Source organism: Bartonella taylorii, assembly GCF_023920105.1.
In the GTDB taxonomy this organism is placed as follows: Bacteria; Pseudomonadota; Alphaproteobacteria; order Rhizobiales; family Rhizobiaceae; genus Bartonella; species Bartonella taylorii.
In genome coordinates, this window is record NZ_CP083693.1 from 1,215,242 (window position 1) to 1,230,278 (window position 15,037).

12 protein-coding genes are annotated in these 15,037 nt (G+C 35.7%); 9 read left to right on the forward strand and 3 right to left on the reverse strand.

The window, feature by feature from the left end; genetic code table 11:
* Nucleotides 1-36: 36 nt before the first annotated feature.
* On the reverse strand, nt 37-534 hold the full coding sequence (locus tag LBE40_RS05340) for a DUF721 domain-containing protein (RefSeq protein WP_004860872.1): 498 nt from the start codon (nt 532-534) through the stop codon (nt 37-39).
* Nucleotides 535-698: 164 nt separating this feature from the next.
* Here LBE40_RS05340 and mutY point away from each other — a divergent pair, with 164 nt between their 5' ends.
* A complete protein-coding gene (gene mutY, locus LBE40_RS05345; RefSeq protein ID WP_252615169.1) occupies nt 699-1,805 on the forward strand; it encodes an A/G-specific adenine glycosylase in 1,107 nt (368 codons plus the stop codon).
* Nucleotides 1,806-2,078: 273 nt separating this feature from the next.
* Here the strand turns inward: mutY and LBE40_RS05350 are convergent, their stop codons facing one another.
* Nucleotides 2,079-3,215, reverse strand: coding sequence for a site-specific DNA-methyltransferase (locus LBE40_RS05350; RefSeq protein ID WP_004860867.1), 1,137 nt, complete (start codon nt 3,213-3,215; stop codon nt 2,079-2,081).
* 331 nt (nt 3,216-3,546) lie between these two features.
* Here LBE40_RS05350 and LBE40_RS05355 point away from each other — a divergent pair, with 331 nt between their 5' ends.
* The 7 genes from LBE40_RS05355 to LBE40_RS05385 all read left to right on the forward strand — a co-directional run bounded on the left by LBE40_RS05355 (nt 3,547) and on the right by LBE40_RS05385 (nt 13,479).
* On the forward strand, nt 3,547-4,242 hold the full coding sequence (locus LBE40_RS05355; protein WP_004860864.1) for an HAD family hydrolase: 696 nt from the start codon (nt 3,547-3,549) through the stop codon (nt 4,240-4,242).
* A gap of 1,039 nt (nt 4,243-5,281) precedes the next feature.
* Entirely contained in the window at nt 5,282-5,620 is a 339-nt protein-coding gene (locus LBE40_RS05360) for a hypothetical protein (RefSeq protein WP_004860861.1), read from the forward strand.
* A 163-nt stretch (nt 5,621-5,783) separates the two neighbouring features.
* Nucleotides 5,784-6,158: a hypothetical protein gene (locus tag LBE40_RS05365; protein WP_004860859.1), complete on the forward strand. Its 375-nt coding sequence runs from the start codon at nt 5,784-5,786 to the stop codon at nt 6,156-6,158.
* A 196-nt stretch (nt 6,159-6,354) separates the two neighbouring features.
* On the forward strand, nt 6,355-6,720 hold the full coding sequence (locus tag LBE40_RS05370) for a hypothetical protein (protein WP_004860856.1): 366 nt from the start codon (nt 6,355-6,357) through the stop codon (nt 6,718-6,720).
* Between the two features lie 664 nt (nt 6,721-7,384).
* Nucleotides 7,385-8,782, forward strand: a complete 1,398-nt coding sequence (gene thrC, locus LBE40_RS05375; protein WP_004860853.1) for a threonine synthase — start codon at nt 7,385-7,387, stop codon at nt 8,780-8,782.
* Nucleotides 8,783-8,866: 84 nt separating this feature from the next.
* Nucleotides 8,867-10,141 (forward strand): M16 family metallopeptidase, encoded by a 1,275-nt coding sequence (locus tag LBE40_RS05380; protein WP_004860850.1) that lies wholly within the window; start codon nt 8,867-8,869, stop codon nt 10,139-10,141.
* 452 nt (nt 10,142-10,593) lie between these two features.
* A complete protein-coding gene (locus LBE40_RS05385) occupies nt 10,594-13,479 on the forward strand; it encodes an EAL domain-containing protein (RefSeq protein ID WP_004860847.1) in 2,886 nt (961 codons plus the stop codon).
* Between the two features lie 44 nt (nt 13,480-13,523).
* Here LBE40_RS05385 and LBE40_RS05390 read toward each other — a convergent pair whose 3' ends face one another.
* On the reverse strand, nt 13,524-14,108 hold the full coding sequence (locus LBE40_RS05390) for a YqgE/AlgH family protein (protein WP_004860844.1): 585 nt from the start codon (nt 14,106-14,108) through the stop codon (nt 13,524-13,526).
* Between the two features lie 71 nt (nt 14,109-14,179).
* Between LBE40_RS05390 and LBE40_RS05395 the strand changes: the two genes are divergently transcribed.
* Nucleotides 14,180-15,037: a protein-disulfide reductase DsbD domain-containing protein gene (locus tag LBE40_RS05395; RefSeq protein ID WP_004860842.1), complete on the forward strand. Its 858-nt coding sequence runs from the start codon at nt 14,180-14,182 to the stop codon at nt 15,035-15,037.

The following is a 15,037-nucleotide window of genomic DNA, read 5'->3' on the forward strand; positions in this document are numbered from 1 at the left end:
TATACTTAAAGGAAAATATATAAAATACCTTGCTATTTATTTATTTTTTTCTGCGAAAATGCAACAACCAAGTTTATAAAGTGATTGACGTAAATTTTCATTTTCAACTTCCTCAAGCATTTTTTCTATACGTTTTTTGTCTTTTTCATTTGGACCTAGCTTTATCGGTAAGTGATTTATTAGAGTAGATACAAAGCTTTGCTCAATCTTTATACGATCAATAGCAACATATCCAAAAAAAACATTAATTCTATGGAGCAATTCATCTTTTTCATGCATCAATTTTAAGACAGCTCCTCCTTCACACGCCACAACAAGTGTTGCAGGTTGGAAAATTTCTTCTTGATGCACACGATGTTTCCAAACAATTTTTAACGGCATTGTATGTTCACTGATATCACAGCCTACAATCTGTGACCAATGTTCTATAAGTGCAATATTAATCCCTGTCCGCTTGCGTAAAACCGGATCAAGCACTTTGAACACCGTCTCAGAAAGAGTATAAAAATGACGTTCTTGAAATTGCTTGCTCATTTTTCTAAATCATCATAAAATCATTTACTAAATCTATAATAATTTTCTCTTTCATCTAAGTGCTATTTCTCTAAAAACTAATCAAATACCGCTAAATTCCCATATTCATCTAACCAGAAGTCCTATAATAAATGGCCAAGGACAAACCATAAGTTGCAAAATAAATGCTTTTTTCTTTTGCATTTTACATCTCTTTATGGTTGAAAACAACTATGCATGAAATCTCTTCGCACCTCCTTTCTTGGTACGATCAGAAACATCGACGTTTACCATGGCGGATTACTCCTGAAGAACAAGCACAAGGCATCCGCCCTGATCCTTATCGGGTTTGGCTTTCTGAAATCATGCTTCAACAAACAACTGTCGAAGCTGTAAAGCCTTATTTTCAAAAATTTTTAAAACTTTGGCCTGATCTCTCCTCTTTAGCGACAGCTTCACAAGATGATATCATGAAAGCTTGGGCTGGTCTTGGCTATTATTCACGTGCACGTAATCTTAAGAATTGTGCTAAGCAGCTTATCGACAATTATGGAGGGCAATTCCCCCAATCCGTAAAAGCATTGCGAACTCTCTCGGGTATTGGAGACTACACTGCAGCAGCCATTGCTGCAATTGCTTTTAACCACCCTGTAGCGGTTGTTGATAGTAATGTGGAACGCGTGGTCGCCCGCTTATTTGCTATCGCTTCAATATTGCCAAAAGCAAAAACTGAAATTAAGGAAAAAACACAAAAAATTACTGCTTTAAAACGCCCTGGTGACTTTGCTCAAGCAATGATGGATCTCGGAGCAACCATTTGTACACCACGTAAACCATCTTGTTACCTCTGCCCTTTGCAAAGCCTGTGCAGAGCAGCAAAAATGCAAATGACAGAGTCCTTTCCAGTCAAAGCTCCTAAAAAAGAACGCCCTTCAAAAACTGGTGTTGCTTTTGTTATCCTAAATGAAAATAGACAAATTTATTTAGAAAAACGACAGGGTAAAAAACTTCTAGGTGGAATGACTCAAATTCCTAACAATATTGGGATAGACAACGAAAACGGACTCCAAAATGCGCCATTTAGAGCCAATTGGCAATTCAAAGGACAAATTACGCATATTTTTACTCACTTTTCTCTGAAACTCGACGTTTACTACACTAATAGTGTTTACGAAATGAATCATGAAAATGGCTGGTGGTGCGACATTCAGTATCTTGCCGAGGAAGCACTTCCTACTGTTATGAAAAAAGCCATTTCCGTAGCAATTCCAAATTCCTTTAAATTAAAATAATTCTCTTCACCGGAGAAACGAATTTTTAAATTCAATATGCAATGTTTCATTTTTATAAAATACATTGATTTATAATGATAATTTATTGTTTTGTTGATTGAATGAAAACCTCTTATGATGAGCCATAAAAAACGTTCGCTTACACATAACAAGCAGAATTGGTATGTGGATAAAGACATTCAAGAAAAGAGACAATATTCTTCTTATGAAACGTTTAAATACAAGAACAATATTGGGAGCTGGTAAATATAGTGATGATGCCAACTTGCTACTTCATAGAACACCAGTTTTTAACATCTGTGAACGTATTATCATTCTTAAATTATCTATGGGCTTCAACCGTCCGTTTTCCTCATAATACCAAAAAGTCCAACCATTACAGCTTTGTGAATCTTGAGCCTTCCTTCCCATTGCATGAATAGAACCAGCTTCACCACCATGCATGATCGTACCATCAGCTCTTACAATAGCAGATACTTGCTTCTTCCTATCATAAAGAACTTCTCCAGGATAAAGCAAACCGGCTTCAAGTAAGCTATTGAATGCTACACGCGGTTCTGCTTTTTTTCTATCCAAAATTGCCAATTCTGGTTTGTCTAAAGGTTTAACCGCAGCAATCCTCTCACAAGCTGCATCTATGTAATCTTGTTCGCGTTCAATACCCACAAAATCACGCCCCAAAAGTTTGGCAACAGCACCTGTCGTTCCTGAACCAAAAAATGGGTCAAGAATGACATCACCTGGCTTACTAGAAGCCATAATAATACGTGCTAATAACGCCTGTGGTTTTTGTGTTGGATGTAATTTACGCCCTGCCTCATCTTTTAAACGTTCAGCACCGGTACAGAGAGGGAAAAGCCAATCTGAACGCATTTGTAAATCTTCATTCGCAGCTTTTAAGGCGTCATAATTAAACGTATACTTTTTATCCTTTTGATCTCGAACAGCCCAAATAAGTGTCTCGTGTGCATTTTGAAAGCGACGTCCTCTAAAATTAGGCATGGGATTATTTTTGCGCCAAATGATATCATTAAGCATCCAAAAACCTAAATCTTGTAATGCCGTACCAACCCGAAAAATATTATGATAGGATCCGATAACCCAAAGCGTCCCATTTGGTTTCAACACACGACGACAAGCAAGCAACCATGCACGTGTAAAAGCGTCATAAGCAGCAAAACTCTCAAACTGATCCCACTCATCATCAACCGCATCAACAAGCGAATGGTCTGGACGATATAAAGCACCATCCAATTGCAAATTATAAGGAGGGTCGGCAAAAATCATATCAACTGAATGTTTTGGAAGTTTTTCTAGTACTGCAACACAATCCCCTTTGAAAATTTTATTGCGCCATAGAGTCTGTGAAGGAGTACGAACGAAATCTTTTTGAAGCTGAATAACTGTCATGAAAAACCCAACAACGTGAACTGAATTTATCCTATAATCAATCAGAATGGCTTATAGGCCCGCATTATTGATCTATATTTACAAAATAGAGTAAACGTATCGTTAAATTCCTACAAAATTGATATTCATTTTTATTTTTTCAAGAAAAATAAGAGAATTTCACACTGACAAATCCTTATTTTTCTTCCCTTCAACACACTGTCCCCATATCTTTTATTTCGTCAAACGGATAAGAATCACTTTCAAAGCGTATTTTTATGAAATAAAATCGTTTCAATGGCATTTTCATGAAAGTTTTCAAGCTATAAATAATTATGTAAAGGAATATCTCATGCCTCAGATAGATCTCATTATTTTTGATTGTGATGGAGTACTGGTAGACTCTGAATATCTCGCAGCAAAAATTGGATCTCAATTACTGAAACAAATAGGATATGAAATAACACCTGAAGAATTAAGTAAGCGTTATGCAGGACTTATCTTTTACGATATTCTTAAACAAGTTGAACAAGAAACAGGAAAGCCAATTTCTGCTCATCTTATCGGTCAAATGTCAAATATTTTTCGGACACAAATAAAAACTGAATTACGTGCTATCGATGGGATAAGAGAAGCTATAGAAAATGTTAAATCTCGCTACCCTTACTGTATCTGCTCTAATGCAAAAAGCATAGATATAAAAGAAATGCTCACTGCCGTTGATCTCTATGATCTTTTTGAAGATAAAATATTTTCTGCACCTGAAGTTGGAACGAAAAAAACTAAACCTGCTCCTGATGTTTTTCTTTTTGCTGCACAACAATTACATGCCAAGCCCCAAAATACTATTGTCATAGAAGATTCACTTCATGGCGTACATGCTGCAATAGCAGCGGGCATGCGCACCATTGGTTTTACTGGAGGATCGCATAGTTACCTTGGCCACTCTAATGCGCTTGCAGATGCTGGTGCCGACACGACTATCGCCAAACATGCTTATTTAGGAGAAGTCTTAGAAGCAATGGCAGTATGGCAAGACGTATCATAAAAAAGTTCCTTGAACATATATAAGCTCATAAATTCTCTCAAGTAATATTGTTGCCAAGCTATTCTTCTCTCAATTACAATGTGCTTATAAGAACTAATACATAACTGCATTGGCTGTATATAACAAATAGCTCGTATGCGCCTCTACCATTTTTATAATCAGTAAACTACTTTATTCTTATACAATTTAAGCTCTACTTCTTGTGAGAAAAGTATCAATTTGTTTTGTCTCTATAATATAGAATTAAATTATTATAATCATAGACATATACATCCATTCATGTGTTTATAACAACGTAGATAAACGTCATAACGGATAACTCTTAAACCGTGCTCTCTAGATATAAGTCATAGCAACTCTTGTCACAAATAATATTCTATCAATAAACTTGGTATTGATATATACAGAGAATTCATTAATGAATCGAAAATCAAAACTTTTAGGCTGTTTATTACATGCACATTGAGAGCTAACTCAAGAATTCACTAAATTTACTCTCTTTAAAGTTTTAAATCAAAACTTATATCTGAACATATTTCAAAAAAATGTAATGTAATTCGATCTCTTCTATATAATATATTTAATTCCTTTAACATAGATAAACTGAACTATTTTTATTATTCTCTCTATAATTAAAATTTTCTAATTACGCGTTCATATTATTATTTAAATATAAATTATCTTCAAAATAATATACAACATACTTATATGTGATATGTAAACAAAGCATTTTAAAATATGTATTAAACGACAAAAAAATAATTATTTCTTACAAAATCATCATATTATCACAACAATTTTCTTATTTTATAAATTTTTAAAATATTTTTTTCAGAATATGAAATACATAATATAACTATATTATGCATCATATTACAACAAATAGTATTTTTCTTGTTGACAAGAAAATACATAATGATTTATATTTTTCTTTGAAAGACAAATGATAGTTGAACTTGATATTTTTAAGTGAACTTATCCTCTTTGTAAGTATGTCAATATATCAATGTTAATAACAGAAAGTACTTGAGGTAAAATTATGGTAAAGGTGTTTAAAAATTATGTGTTAAGTATTCTTATAGCAACCGCTTTTTCTCTTTCGCAAGTTGCGAATGTTAATGCAAATTACTTGAAAAACAGCTCTCAACAAGAGGCTTCCTCTGTGTTTGCAGCGAAACAAAAAGCAATCAGTATGGCTACTCTCTATATTCCAAGCTTAAATTATGAAGTGGGAAATAAAACTACCTTTGAAGGAAAAGTTGAAAAGGTGGTCGAACCCCTCACGGTAGGAATGGGGATAATGATTGCTGGATATGCAGTAAGTTTCATAAGTTCAATCATAGGATGGATAAAAGACATAGTGTTAATGTTCAAATGAAGCTGTTCACTATTAAATCATAAAGATAGATTCATTATGTGTTAAAAAAAATCATTATTGGAGTACATAACAGAGCGAATTTTTGTTGCCTTAAATAGTAAATATAGGCAACACGCTCTATCCCTTATGTTTATTTATACACTAAAGTATCTGAGGTAAAATTATGACAAAAATGTCTAAAAAATACGTATTAAATATTTTTATAATGATCGTTTTTTTTCTTTCACAAATTGTGAATGTTAATGCAAATCATTTGAGAAATAACTCTCAAAAAGAGAATATTTCTATTTCCTTAGAAAAGCAGGGAAGAAAAAAGGTAATCAGTATGGCTACTCTCTATGTTCCAGATTTAAATTATGGAGTAGAAAACAAAGCTACCATTGAAGGAAAGATTGAGAAGGTACTTGAACCTATCACACTAGGGACTTTCGGTGTTGCGATGTTATCTGGGTACGGAACAGCTATAGTAGGTATGGTCATAGGGTGGGTAATAAATTGTATAACAGCACTCATCAAATCCTCACCTAAACATTTGTGAGCTGATAAAGATGGAACTCTTTAAAATATTTCTCAAGCGTAGCCACATTATCTGTTCATTATTGAACAAAAACAATAACCCTCATCACAACCAGTAAGAACCACGGACACTTGCACATCTCTTTTAATGTGTTCACTGGCTCCATCTATGCGTTAGATTATCTACGCTGAAATTAGAAAGTATTTGAGGTGAAATTATGAACAAAGTACTTAAAAATTATGTGTTAAGTATTTTTATAGCGATTGCTTTTTTTCTTTCACAAGTTGTGAATGTTAATGCAAATCATTTGACAAACACCCCACAACAAAAAGATGTTTCCCTTTTTGTAATAGAACAAGGAAAAAAAGAAGCAATCCGTATGGCTGCTCTTTCTATTCCGAGTTTAAATTATGGAATGGGAAATGAAAATACCATTGAAGCAAGAATTGAGCACGTATTTGAACCCATTAGACTAGGAACTTTTACCACAATAGGATCCATGGTTTTCGGTTTCTTTACTGGGTTTGTTATGGCTATATTCAGCGCAATAATCGGTATAGGAATAGGTAAAACAAAAAAGTAAAACTAAAAAACCAGATAATTTCTAAATAATTTAAAGTTATCCGATTGTTTTTTCTTTTATTAAAAAAGCCATGTTTATATTGTAACCTGCCTCAAATAATTGGGGTAGGATTTTTTTGTGCTTTTTGTGGAAGATTTGTTCATTACTAAGAATACGGCATAGAATAAATATAATACCTCTTAGCGTGAAAACAGATAAGTTAAACTGAATGAAGACCTCTTAAAATACACAGTTTACGCACAAAATACCATGAAATTACCTCGTAAATCCTCCAACATGTTCATAATATGTTATTTTGCAGAGCCTAATTGTAATATGCATTTTTGGCTATGCAAAGTTAAAAGCAAAAGATAGATACTAACAAATTAAGTTTCTATAAAAAAGTCTTCAAGCCATACCATCCTGTACATTAATCCAAATATTCAGAAAGCAACACAAATTATAAAATAAACTAACGAATAACAGAGTTAAATTTTTCAGATGAAAAAGTTCTTGAATATTCAAAGTGCTGTATCAAAACGTCTAAAGTACCAATGTCATTGACACTCCATTATTTATAAGCATAAGCAAACAAACTTTTATTCATTTAATAATTTTAATATTGTTAAAAACATGAAATATAAAATTCCATTAGTTCACTGAAAATAAATGAAAGTAAAGATTCATGAAATATATCAGCACAAGAGGTGAAGCCCCTGCTCTAGGCTTTACTGAAACGATCATGACTGGGCTAGCTAGTGATGGTGGCCTTTATCTTCCAGAAAAATTTCCTCAATTATCACCCAATGCATTACGAGCGCTCCGCGGACAATCCTATACTACAATTGCTAAAACCATTCTTTGGCCCTTTATGAATAACGAAATCGAATATAAATCTTTTGAAAATATGATTGCCGAATCTTATGCCACCTTTCGTCATCCAGTAACCTGTCCATTATTGCAAACTGGAACAGATGAATTTATTCTTGAACTTTTTCATGGTCCTACTTTGGCATTCAAAGATGTCGCAATGCAGTTTCTTTCTAGACTGATGGATTACGTTCTCACTAAAAAAAATAGACGCGCAACAATTATTGCTGCCACATCAGGAGATACTGGGGGAGCTGCAATACAAGCTTTCGCTGGAAGAGAACACTCAGACATTTTTATTTTGTTTCCTAAAGGGCGCGTATCACCCGTTCAGCAGCGACAAATGACTACCAACCACAGCACAAATGTTCATGCTATAGCCATTGAAGGAAATTTTGATGATTGCCAAGCACTCGTCAAAGCAATGTTTAACGATCATAATTTTCGACAAAAAAAAGCGCTTTCGGGAGTTAATTCTATAAACTGGGCACGTATCATGGCCCAAATTGTTTATTATTTTTCATCTGCTCTTTCCTTAGGTGCTCCTGATAGAGCTGTCTCATTTACTGTTCCTACTGGAAATTTTGGTGATATTTTTGCAGGTTATGTTGCTGCCCGTATGGGATTACCCCTTGCCCAATTGGTTATTGCAACAAATGATAATGATATCCTCCCACGCACATTAACCAGCGGTACTTATGAAACACGACCGATCACCCATACAACATCACCTTCGATGGATATTCAAGTTTCTTCTAATTTTGAACGCCTACTGTTTGAAAGTGGCGAACGTGATCCTGTATGGATTCGCAATGCGATGGAAAACTTGAAAAAATCAGGATGTTTTAATCTTAGTGAAAAGCAGCTCAAAAATATTCGTTCTCTGTTTTCTGCTGGGAAAAGTAACGTGGCTGAAACGGCGCAAATGATTGACCGTGTTTATAAAGAAAACGGCTATCTTGTTGATCCACATACAGCTGTTGCGCTTAAAGTAGCGCGCGAAAACAAGCAACCATATATTCCAATGATCGTCCTTGCCACCGCTCATCCTGCTAAATTTCCTGATGCCATCAAAAATGCCTGTGGGATTAATGCCCCATGTCCATCTTGTCTCAATGATTTAATGGAACGCGAAGAACGCTTTATAAGTATTGCTAATGATGAAAAAATAGTAAAAGATTATATTTCTTTAAAATCACGTGCATCTTATTGAAGTTAGTTGCATTAATTCACATCAAGAATATTCCAATTGCCCTGATAACGAGGCAATTGGCTTGTTTAATGGAGTCGTAAACACATGCGTGTAGATATCAGTCGCCTTAGTAATGGTTTGACTATCGCCACACACACAATGCAACAAATTGACAGTGTAGCACTTGGAATATGGGTAAAAGTTGGCTCACGTAATGAAACCTTCACACAACATGGTATAGCCCATCTTCTTGAACATATGGCCTTTAAAGGAACAGAAAACCGTACAGCCTTTCAAATTGCAAGCGATATTGAAGATGTTGGCGGTGAAATCAATGCCACGACCAGCACTGAAACAACTGCCTATTTTGCGCGCGTTCTCAAAAGCGATATCCCGCTTGCTATTGACATTCTAGCCGATATTTTGATGCATTCAAAATTTGATGACAATGAATTAGAACGAGAAAAACAAGTGGTTTTTCAGGAAATCTGTGCCGCTCAGGATGTTCCTGATGATATTGTTTTTGATCACTTTACTGAAACAGCATTTCGTCACCAATCCCTTGGTCGCTCCATTTTAGGTACCCAAAAAACAATCCAATCATTTACATCTGCTGACCTTCATAATTTTATGCATCAACAATACAGTGCAGACCGTATGATCGTGGTTGCAGCAGGAGCTGTACAGCATGAAAATTTTCTGCAAGAGGTCGAAAGCCGTCTTAGCACTTTTCGCCCTCACTCAACAGCGCCTCTCACCAACCTTGCAAATTATGTCGGCGGCGATTTTCGCGAATATCGCGATCTCATGGACACACAAGTTGTTCTCGGGTTTGAAGGGCGTGCTTATCATGCACGAGATTTTTATGCTACCCAGATTCTTTCCATTATTCTTGGCGGAGGCATGTCATCGCGTCTCTTTCAAGCAGTAAGAGAAAAGCGTGGATTATGCTATTCTATTTATGCTTTTCATTGGGGCTTTTCAGATACCGGACTTTTTGGAGTTCATGCCGCTACTGGACAAGAGGGGCTAAAAGAACTGCTTCCCGTGATTCTTGATGAGCTTTCTAAGACAAGCAAAAATATTCATGCCAATGAACTTCAACGCGCACAAGCACAATATCGCGCCAACCTTACAATGTCACAAGAAAACCCATCTAGTCAAGCACATCTCATTGCCCGCCAAATGCTTCTTTACGGTCGACCAATTCCAATATCTGAAACAATTGAACGCTTAGATCTCATTACTCCTGCAAGATTAACTGATTTAGCGCATCGTCTTTTTATAAATTCTACTCCAACATTGGCCGCTGTTGGACCTGTTGGCCCCCTCATGAATTTTGATGATTTAACATCAATTCTTTCATACAAAATCAAGTAAGATTTAATAGAGTTTTTTCCAAATGCTTTCATATATATTGGAGATATAGAAAATTGTTTTTAAAAGCAGTGACTTAATACCATGCACAGATTTTATGATAAAATTTACTGCAAAAGTTTCTCTTACTAAATAAGTTTGGGAAATATTCATCAAAGAGGCGTACAAAACTACCCTATTTTGACTTCATGTGATAAAGTGTTTTGCAAGCGAAGGTATATCTATGAAATCTAAAAACTCATGGTTTAATTTTGCCCTACGAAAATATAAAACTCTATCAGCTTCAAACTTTATTGAGGCAAATAGATGTTTCTTTATTTTTGTATAAAATCGTACAACTTTTCAAAAGAAAATAATAACTGCTTGTTATGCAGGTAAAATTATAAAAGGTAGACGTTTTTTCTAGAAAATCTAAGTTAAAATTAAACATCATAAAATATTGAGAGTGGGACATTGTGAAGAGTTTGCGTAAAATCATTGACATCATTTTCATTGTAGTCATTAGTTCTTTTGTCCACCCTACGTCAGCACAGGCAATTGAGCCCGTTAAAATTTCTTCTCAAGATGCTGCTCTTGACCTCTCAAAAGCGATTGAAATTCATCATACAAACAGCTCTATCTTTCAAACAAGTACAGCACCAGGACCAGATGGCATTGTATGGCGCATTGAAGTGCAAGCAAAAAGTGAAAAGTTTTCCGGAAACTGGGCAGTATTTTCTCTTGCAAACCCAACAGATGAACAAATCGATCGTCTTATCGTTGCACCCCATTATCGCATAGCTCATTCAGGCTTTCTTTGGCCAGACCTCGGATCAGCGCGAATTCAATCCATAACTCCAAGCGAAGGTTTTTCTCTCGATCGCCAAGCCAGTGCGAACTCTGATATTTTTCGTATTACACTTAACCCTGGCGCTGTCGTTACGTTTGTAGCTGAACTTAACTCTGCAAATCTACCACAAATTTATTTATGGCAACCTGAAGCCTATAAGGATGCAATCAATTCTTATACGCTTTATCATGGTATTCTGCTTGGTATATCAGGTCTTTTAGCACTCTTATTAACTGTTCTCTTCGTCGTCCGTGGAACAGGTCTCTTTCCTGCAACAGCCGCTATCGCTTGGGCAGTACTCTTTTATATTGGCATCGACTTTAACTTTTTAAATAAATTCTTTGCAGTGACGTTAACAACGCAACCGATCTGGCGTGCCAGTACAGAAGTAGCACTTGCCGCTACCCTCTTCATTTTCCTTTTTACTTATCTATGCCTTAACCGTTGGCACTATCACTTCAGTTATGGTGCAATTGTCTGGACCATCGCTTTTTGTGGTTTGGGAGCATTTGCTATTTATGACCCGACCAGAGCCGCTGGTATCGCTCGTATGTCATTTGGCCTCACCGCTGTGCTTGGTATAATTTTAATCAGCTATTTTTCACTCCGAAGCTATGACCGCGCAATCATGCTTATACCAACATGGTTGCTCATTAGCTTTTGGTGTGTTGGAGCTTATGCCTGCATAGCAGGGTATTTAAACAATGATATTATCCAACCAGCATTAGCAGGAGGATTAGTGCTCATTGTTCTTCTTATAAGCTTTACTGTCATGCAACAAACTTTTTCCAATGACGCTTTCCATGAAGGAATATTTTCTGATCTTGAACAACAAGTACTTGCAGCAAAGGGAGCTGGAAATATTATTTGGGACTGGAATGTTGAACGTGACCGAATTGTTGTACACCCAAACATGGCAACCCTCTTTGGTACTGAAACCCACAAACTCAATGGACCTATGAGCAACTGGATTTCAGCCTTGCACTATGAGGATCGTGAACGCTTTCAAGCCATATTGGACATCATTCTTAAAAAGAAAAAAGGACGTATCGATCAAATTTTTCGACTCTCTTCTGGTGGTGGTTATTATCATTGGTTTTCCCTTCGCGCACGCCCAGCTATGCAAAAAGATGGAAAAATTACCCGTGTCATTGGAACCATTGTAAATATTACCAACCATAAAAAATCCGAAGAACGCTTATTGTATGATGCAATTCACGACAGCTTAACGGGCCTTCCTAACCAACAAATCTTCTTTGATAGGCTGCAAAATTATACCTCTTTGGCTAAAGCAAATATCAAAATTAAACCAACTGTCTTTATGATTGACTTTGATAATTTCCGTCAAATTAATCGTAAATTAGGCATAGCTGTTGGTGATACTGTACTACTTATCATTGCACGCCGTTTGAGCCGTCTTATTAACTTTCAAGATACCTTATCACGTCTTTCCGCAGACCGTTTTGCAATCATTTTACTCAGTGAGACTGAACCACAAAAAATTGCAGCATTTGCAGATCACCTGCACAAAACAATCTCAGCACCTATTTCACTTACAGAAAAAAAAATAACACTTTCAACTTCAATTGGACTGGTTACATGGAGTGAAAGTAGATCGACCGCTAAAGATATTTTAAATGATAGCGAACTGGCGATGATCCGTGCAAAACAAATGGGTGGCAATCATATTGAACCTTTTCGCCCAAATTTTCGTACGTTAGGCATTGAGCATAACACTATGGGGAAAGACATTCATGCTGCCATAAAGCGTAATGAAATAAAAATTCTCTATCATCCTATCCTTAATTTATCAGATGGGCATATTATTGGTTTTGAAACAATTGTAGAATGGCATCATCCAAGTTATGGAAATTTAAATGTCTCTGACTTTATCAAGATCGTAGAAAATGAAAAAATCGTTATGGATTTGGCAGAATTTATCATCGATAATGCTGTTATTGATCTTACAAATGTACAAGAAAAATTTTCCAAACAATCTTTCTTTATTTCAATTAATTTACCAAGCACAGAAATGGTTCATTCTCGCTTTATCAGTCAATTGCGCTCTGCCCTGCTTCGCTACCCACTCAACAAAGGGAGCTTGATGATAGAAATATCCGAGTTTGTCTTAAGAAAAAACCCTGAACAATCAGCGCACTTTCTTGAACAAATTAAAGCTCTTGGAATGAATCTTGCTTTAGATAATTTTGGAACAGGTTATTCATCACTTACTTATCTCGTACGTTATCCATTCGACATGGTTAAATTGGATCGTTCACTTATCTCAATAGACTCTCGCAAGAAAAAGCTTGTTCTCAAATCCATAATTAATATGGCAACTGATCTTAATTTGCAAATTATCGCAGAAGGTGTTGAAAATGAAAAAGAAGCACTCTTTTTACGCCAAGAAGGCTGTAAATATGTTCAAAGCACATTTGTTACTAAGCCAATTGCCATTGAAGAATTAATCACTCTCGTTCAAAATCATTTCCCTTATACAATCAAAGCATAATGTATAGGGCATTGTATAAAATCAAAAACTCGGAAAATGACACTCTACGCGTGCCCCATTTCAGAAACGAGATAGGTCGGGTTGATCCCCATGCGGATCAAACTTTCATCGTATTTGCGATTTAAATTACTTTCAAAAAGAAAACTAGGCGATGTGGAGCTAATCAGCCAACCATTCGTATAAATTTCTGCCTCGAGCTGTCCGGCTTTCCATCCAGCATAACCTAATGCTATCAATGCATGTTGTGGACCTTGCTCACAACTGATCGCTTTTAATATATCAATCGTTGCAGTAAAACAGATCTTATCTGCAATAGAAACAGTTTCTTTACAAGCATAATCGTCCGAATGCAGTACAAAACCACGTGAAGGATCAACAGGTCCACCATAGCGTACTGGAAATTTTTTTATTGGTTCAGAAAGACCTTTTTTTTGTCCACTGTTTATGACTCCAAGATGAAGCAAAAGCTCCGGAAAATCAATATGGTGCAACTGATTGAGAATAATCCCCATAGCACCAGCATCAGAATGCGCGCAAACATAAATAACAGAACGAATAAAGCGTTTGTCATTCATTCCTGGCATTGCTATGAGCAACTGTCCACCCAAAAAGCCATTACACTGCTTCATCAATCTGTTATTCTCCACAATTTACATAATAAAATTTAACTCAGTTCGTACAAAAGGAAAATAAAGCTCTAATGAAAAAAATTCAAATACTTATAAACTTACAAAATAACGCGACTTTCTTTTATAAAAAACTTTTAGTTACTTTAAGCTTAACATTCATATTTTTAGAATTTATTAACATCCCTGTTAGTGCTCAAACGAAACAAAACGCATATCTTTTTCCAACATCTTGGTATGAATCAGATGGTGGTTGTATCAGACTAGCTATTACCGAACCCTCTTTTTCTGGAAGAAGAGACGGCATTATTGAAATTCTTCTTAAACCAGGATGGAAAACATACTGGCGCAATCCAGGGAATTCAGGTTTTGCACCATTTTTTAACTTCAACCAACAAGTCTCTTATGAAATCTTTTATCCCACACCACAGCTTTATGAAACAGAAAATGACTGGTCATTAGGCTATAAAGATAAAGTAGTATTGCCTTTTAATATTTCCGGTTCAAGCAAAAATTTAAGTGGCACTTTAACTCTTGGATTATGTAATAAAATCTGTCTTCCGTTTACTGTTAACTTTGATTTTTCTCTATCCGTTCAAAAAAACAAACACCTTCCTTTATCCCTGTTAAAGAAGGCTCAAGATGCCTTACCTCGTACAACGCATCCTGAATTTCAAATAAGCGCTAAAAAAGAGATAAACACTCTCTTTATCAAAATACAAAATAACAACAAAATCATACCTTCTTCTCTCTTTTTAGATGGAGGAGAAATGCAAATTGGACCAGCAAAAAAAGTGCGTGAAAATACAGAATATACACTCTTCAGTGCTCCCATCTACTTTATACCAAAGGAAACAAATCAAAAAGTTTTTTATACAGTTGCCTTTAAAAATTATGCCTTAAGTGGAACATTCATACTCCATACACAATAA

What these genes read in the sequence shown, in the direction of transcription:
- LBE40_RS05355 (WP_004860864.1), top strand. Translation starts at nt 3,547, where the DNA reads ATGCCTCAGATAGATCTCATTATTTTTGATTGTGATGGAGTACTGGTA.
- LBE40_RS05350 (WP_004860867.1), bottom strand. Translation starts at nt 3,215, where the DNA reads ATGACAGTTATTCAGCTTCAAAAAGATTTCGTTCGTACTCCTTCACAG.
- LBE40_RS05370 (WP_004860856.1), top strand. Translation starts at nt 6,355, where the DNA reads ATGAACAAAGTACTTAAAAATTATGTGTTAAGTATTTTTATAGCGATT.
- LBE40_RS05340 (WP_004860872.1), bottom strand. Translation starts at nt 534, where the DNA reads ATGAGCAAGCAATTTCAAGAACGTCATTTTTATACTCTTTCTGAGACG.
- LBE40_RS05365 (WP_004860859.1), top strand. Translation starts at nt 5,784, where the DNA reads ATGACAAAAATGTCTAAAAAATACGTATTAAATATTTTTATAATGATC.
- LBE40_RS05380 (WP_004860850.1), top strand. Translation starts at nt 8,867, where the DNA reads ATGCGTGTAGATATCAGTCGCCTTAGTAATGGTTTGACTATCGCCACA.
- mutY (WP_252615169.1), top strand. Translation starts at nt 699, where the DNA reads ATGCTTTTTTCTTTTGCATTTTACATCTCTTTATGGTTGAAAACAACT.
- LBE40_RS05390 (WP_004860844.1), bottom strand. Translation starts at nt 14,108, where the DNA reads ATGAAGCAGTGTAATGGCTTTTTGGGTGGACAGTTGCTCATAGCAATG.
- thrC (WP_004860853.1), top strand. Translation starts at nt 7,385, where the DNA reads ATGAAATATATCAGCACAAGAGGTGAAGCCCCTGCTCTAGGCTTTACT.
- LBE40_RS05395 (WP_004860842.1), top strand. Translation starts at nt 14,180, where the DNA reads ATGAAAAAAATTCAAATACTTATAAACTTACAAAATAACGCGACTTTC.
- LBE40_RS05360 (WP_004860861.1), top strand. Translation starts at nt 5,282, where the DNA reads ATGGTAAAGGTGTTTAAAAATTATGTGTTAAGTATTCTTATAGCAACC.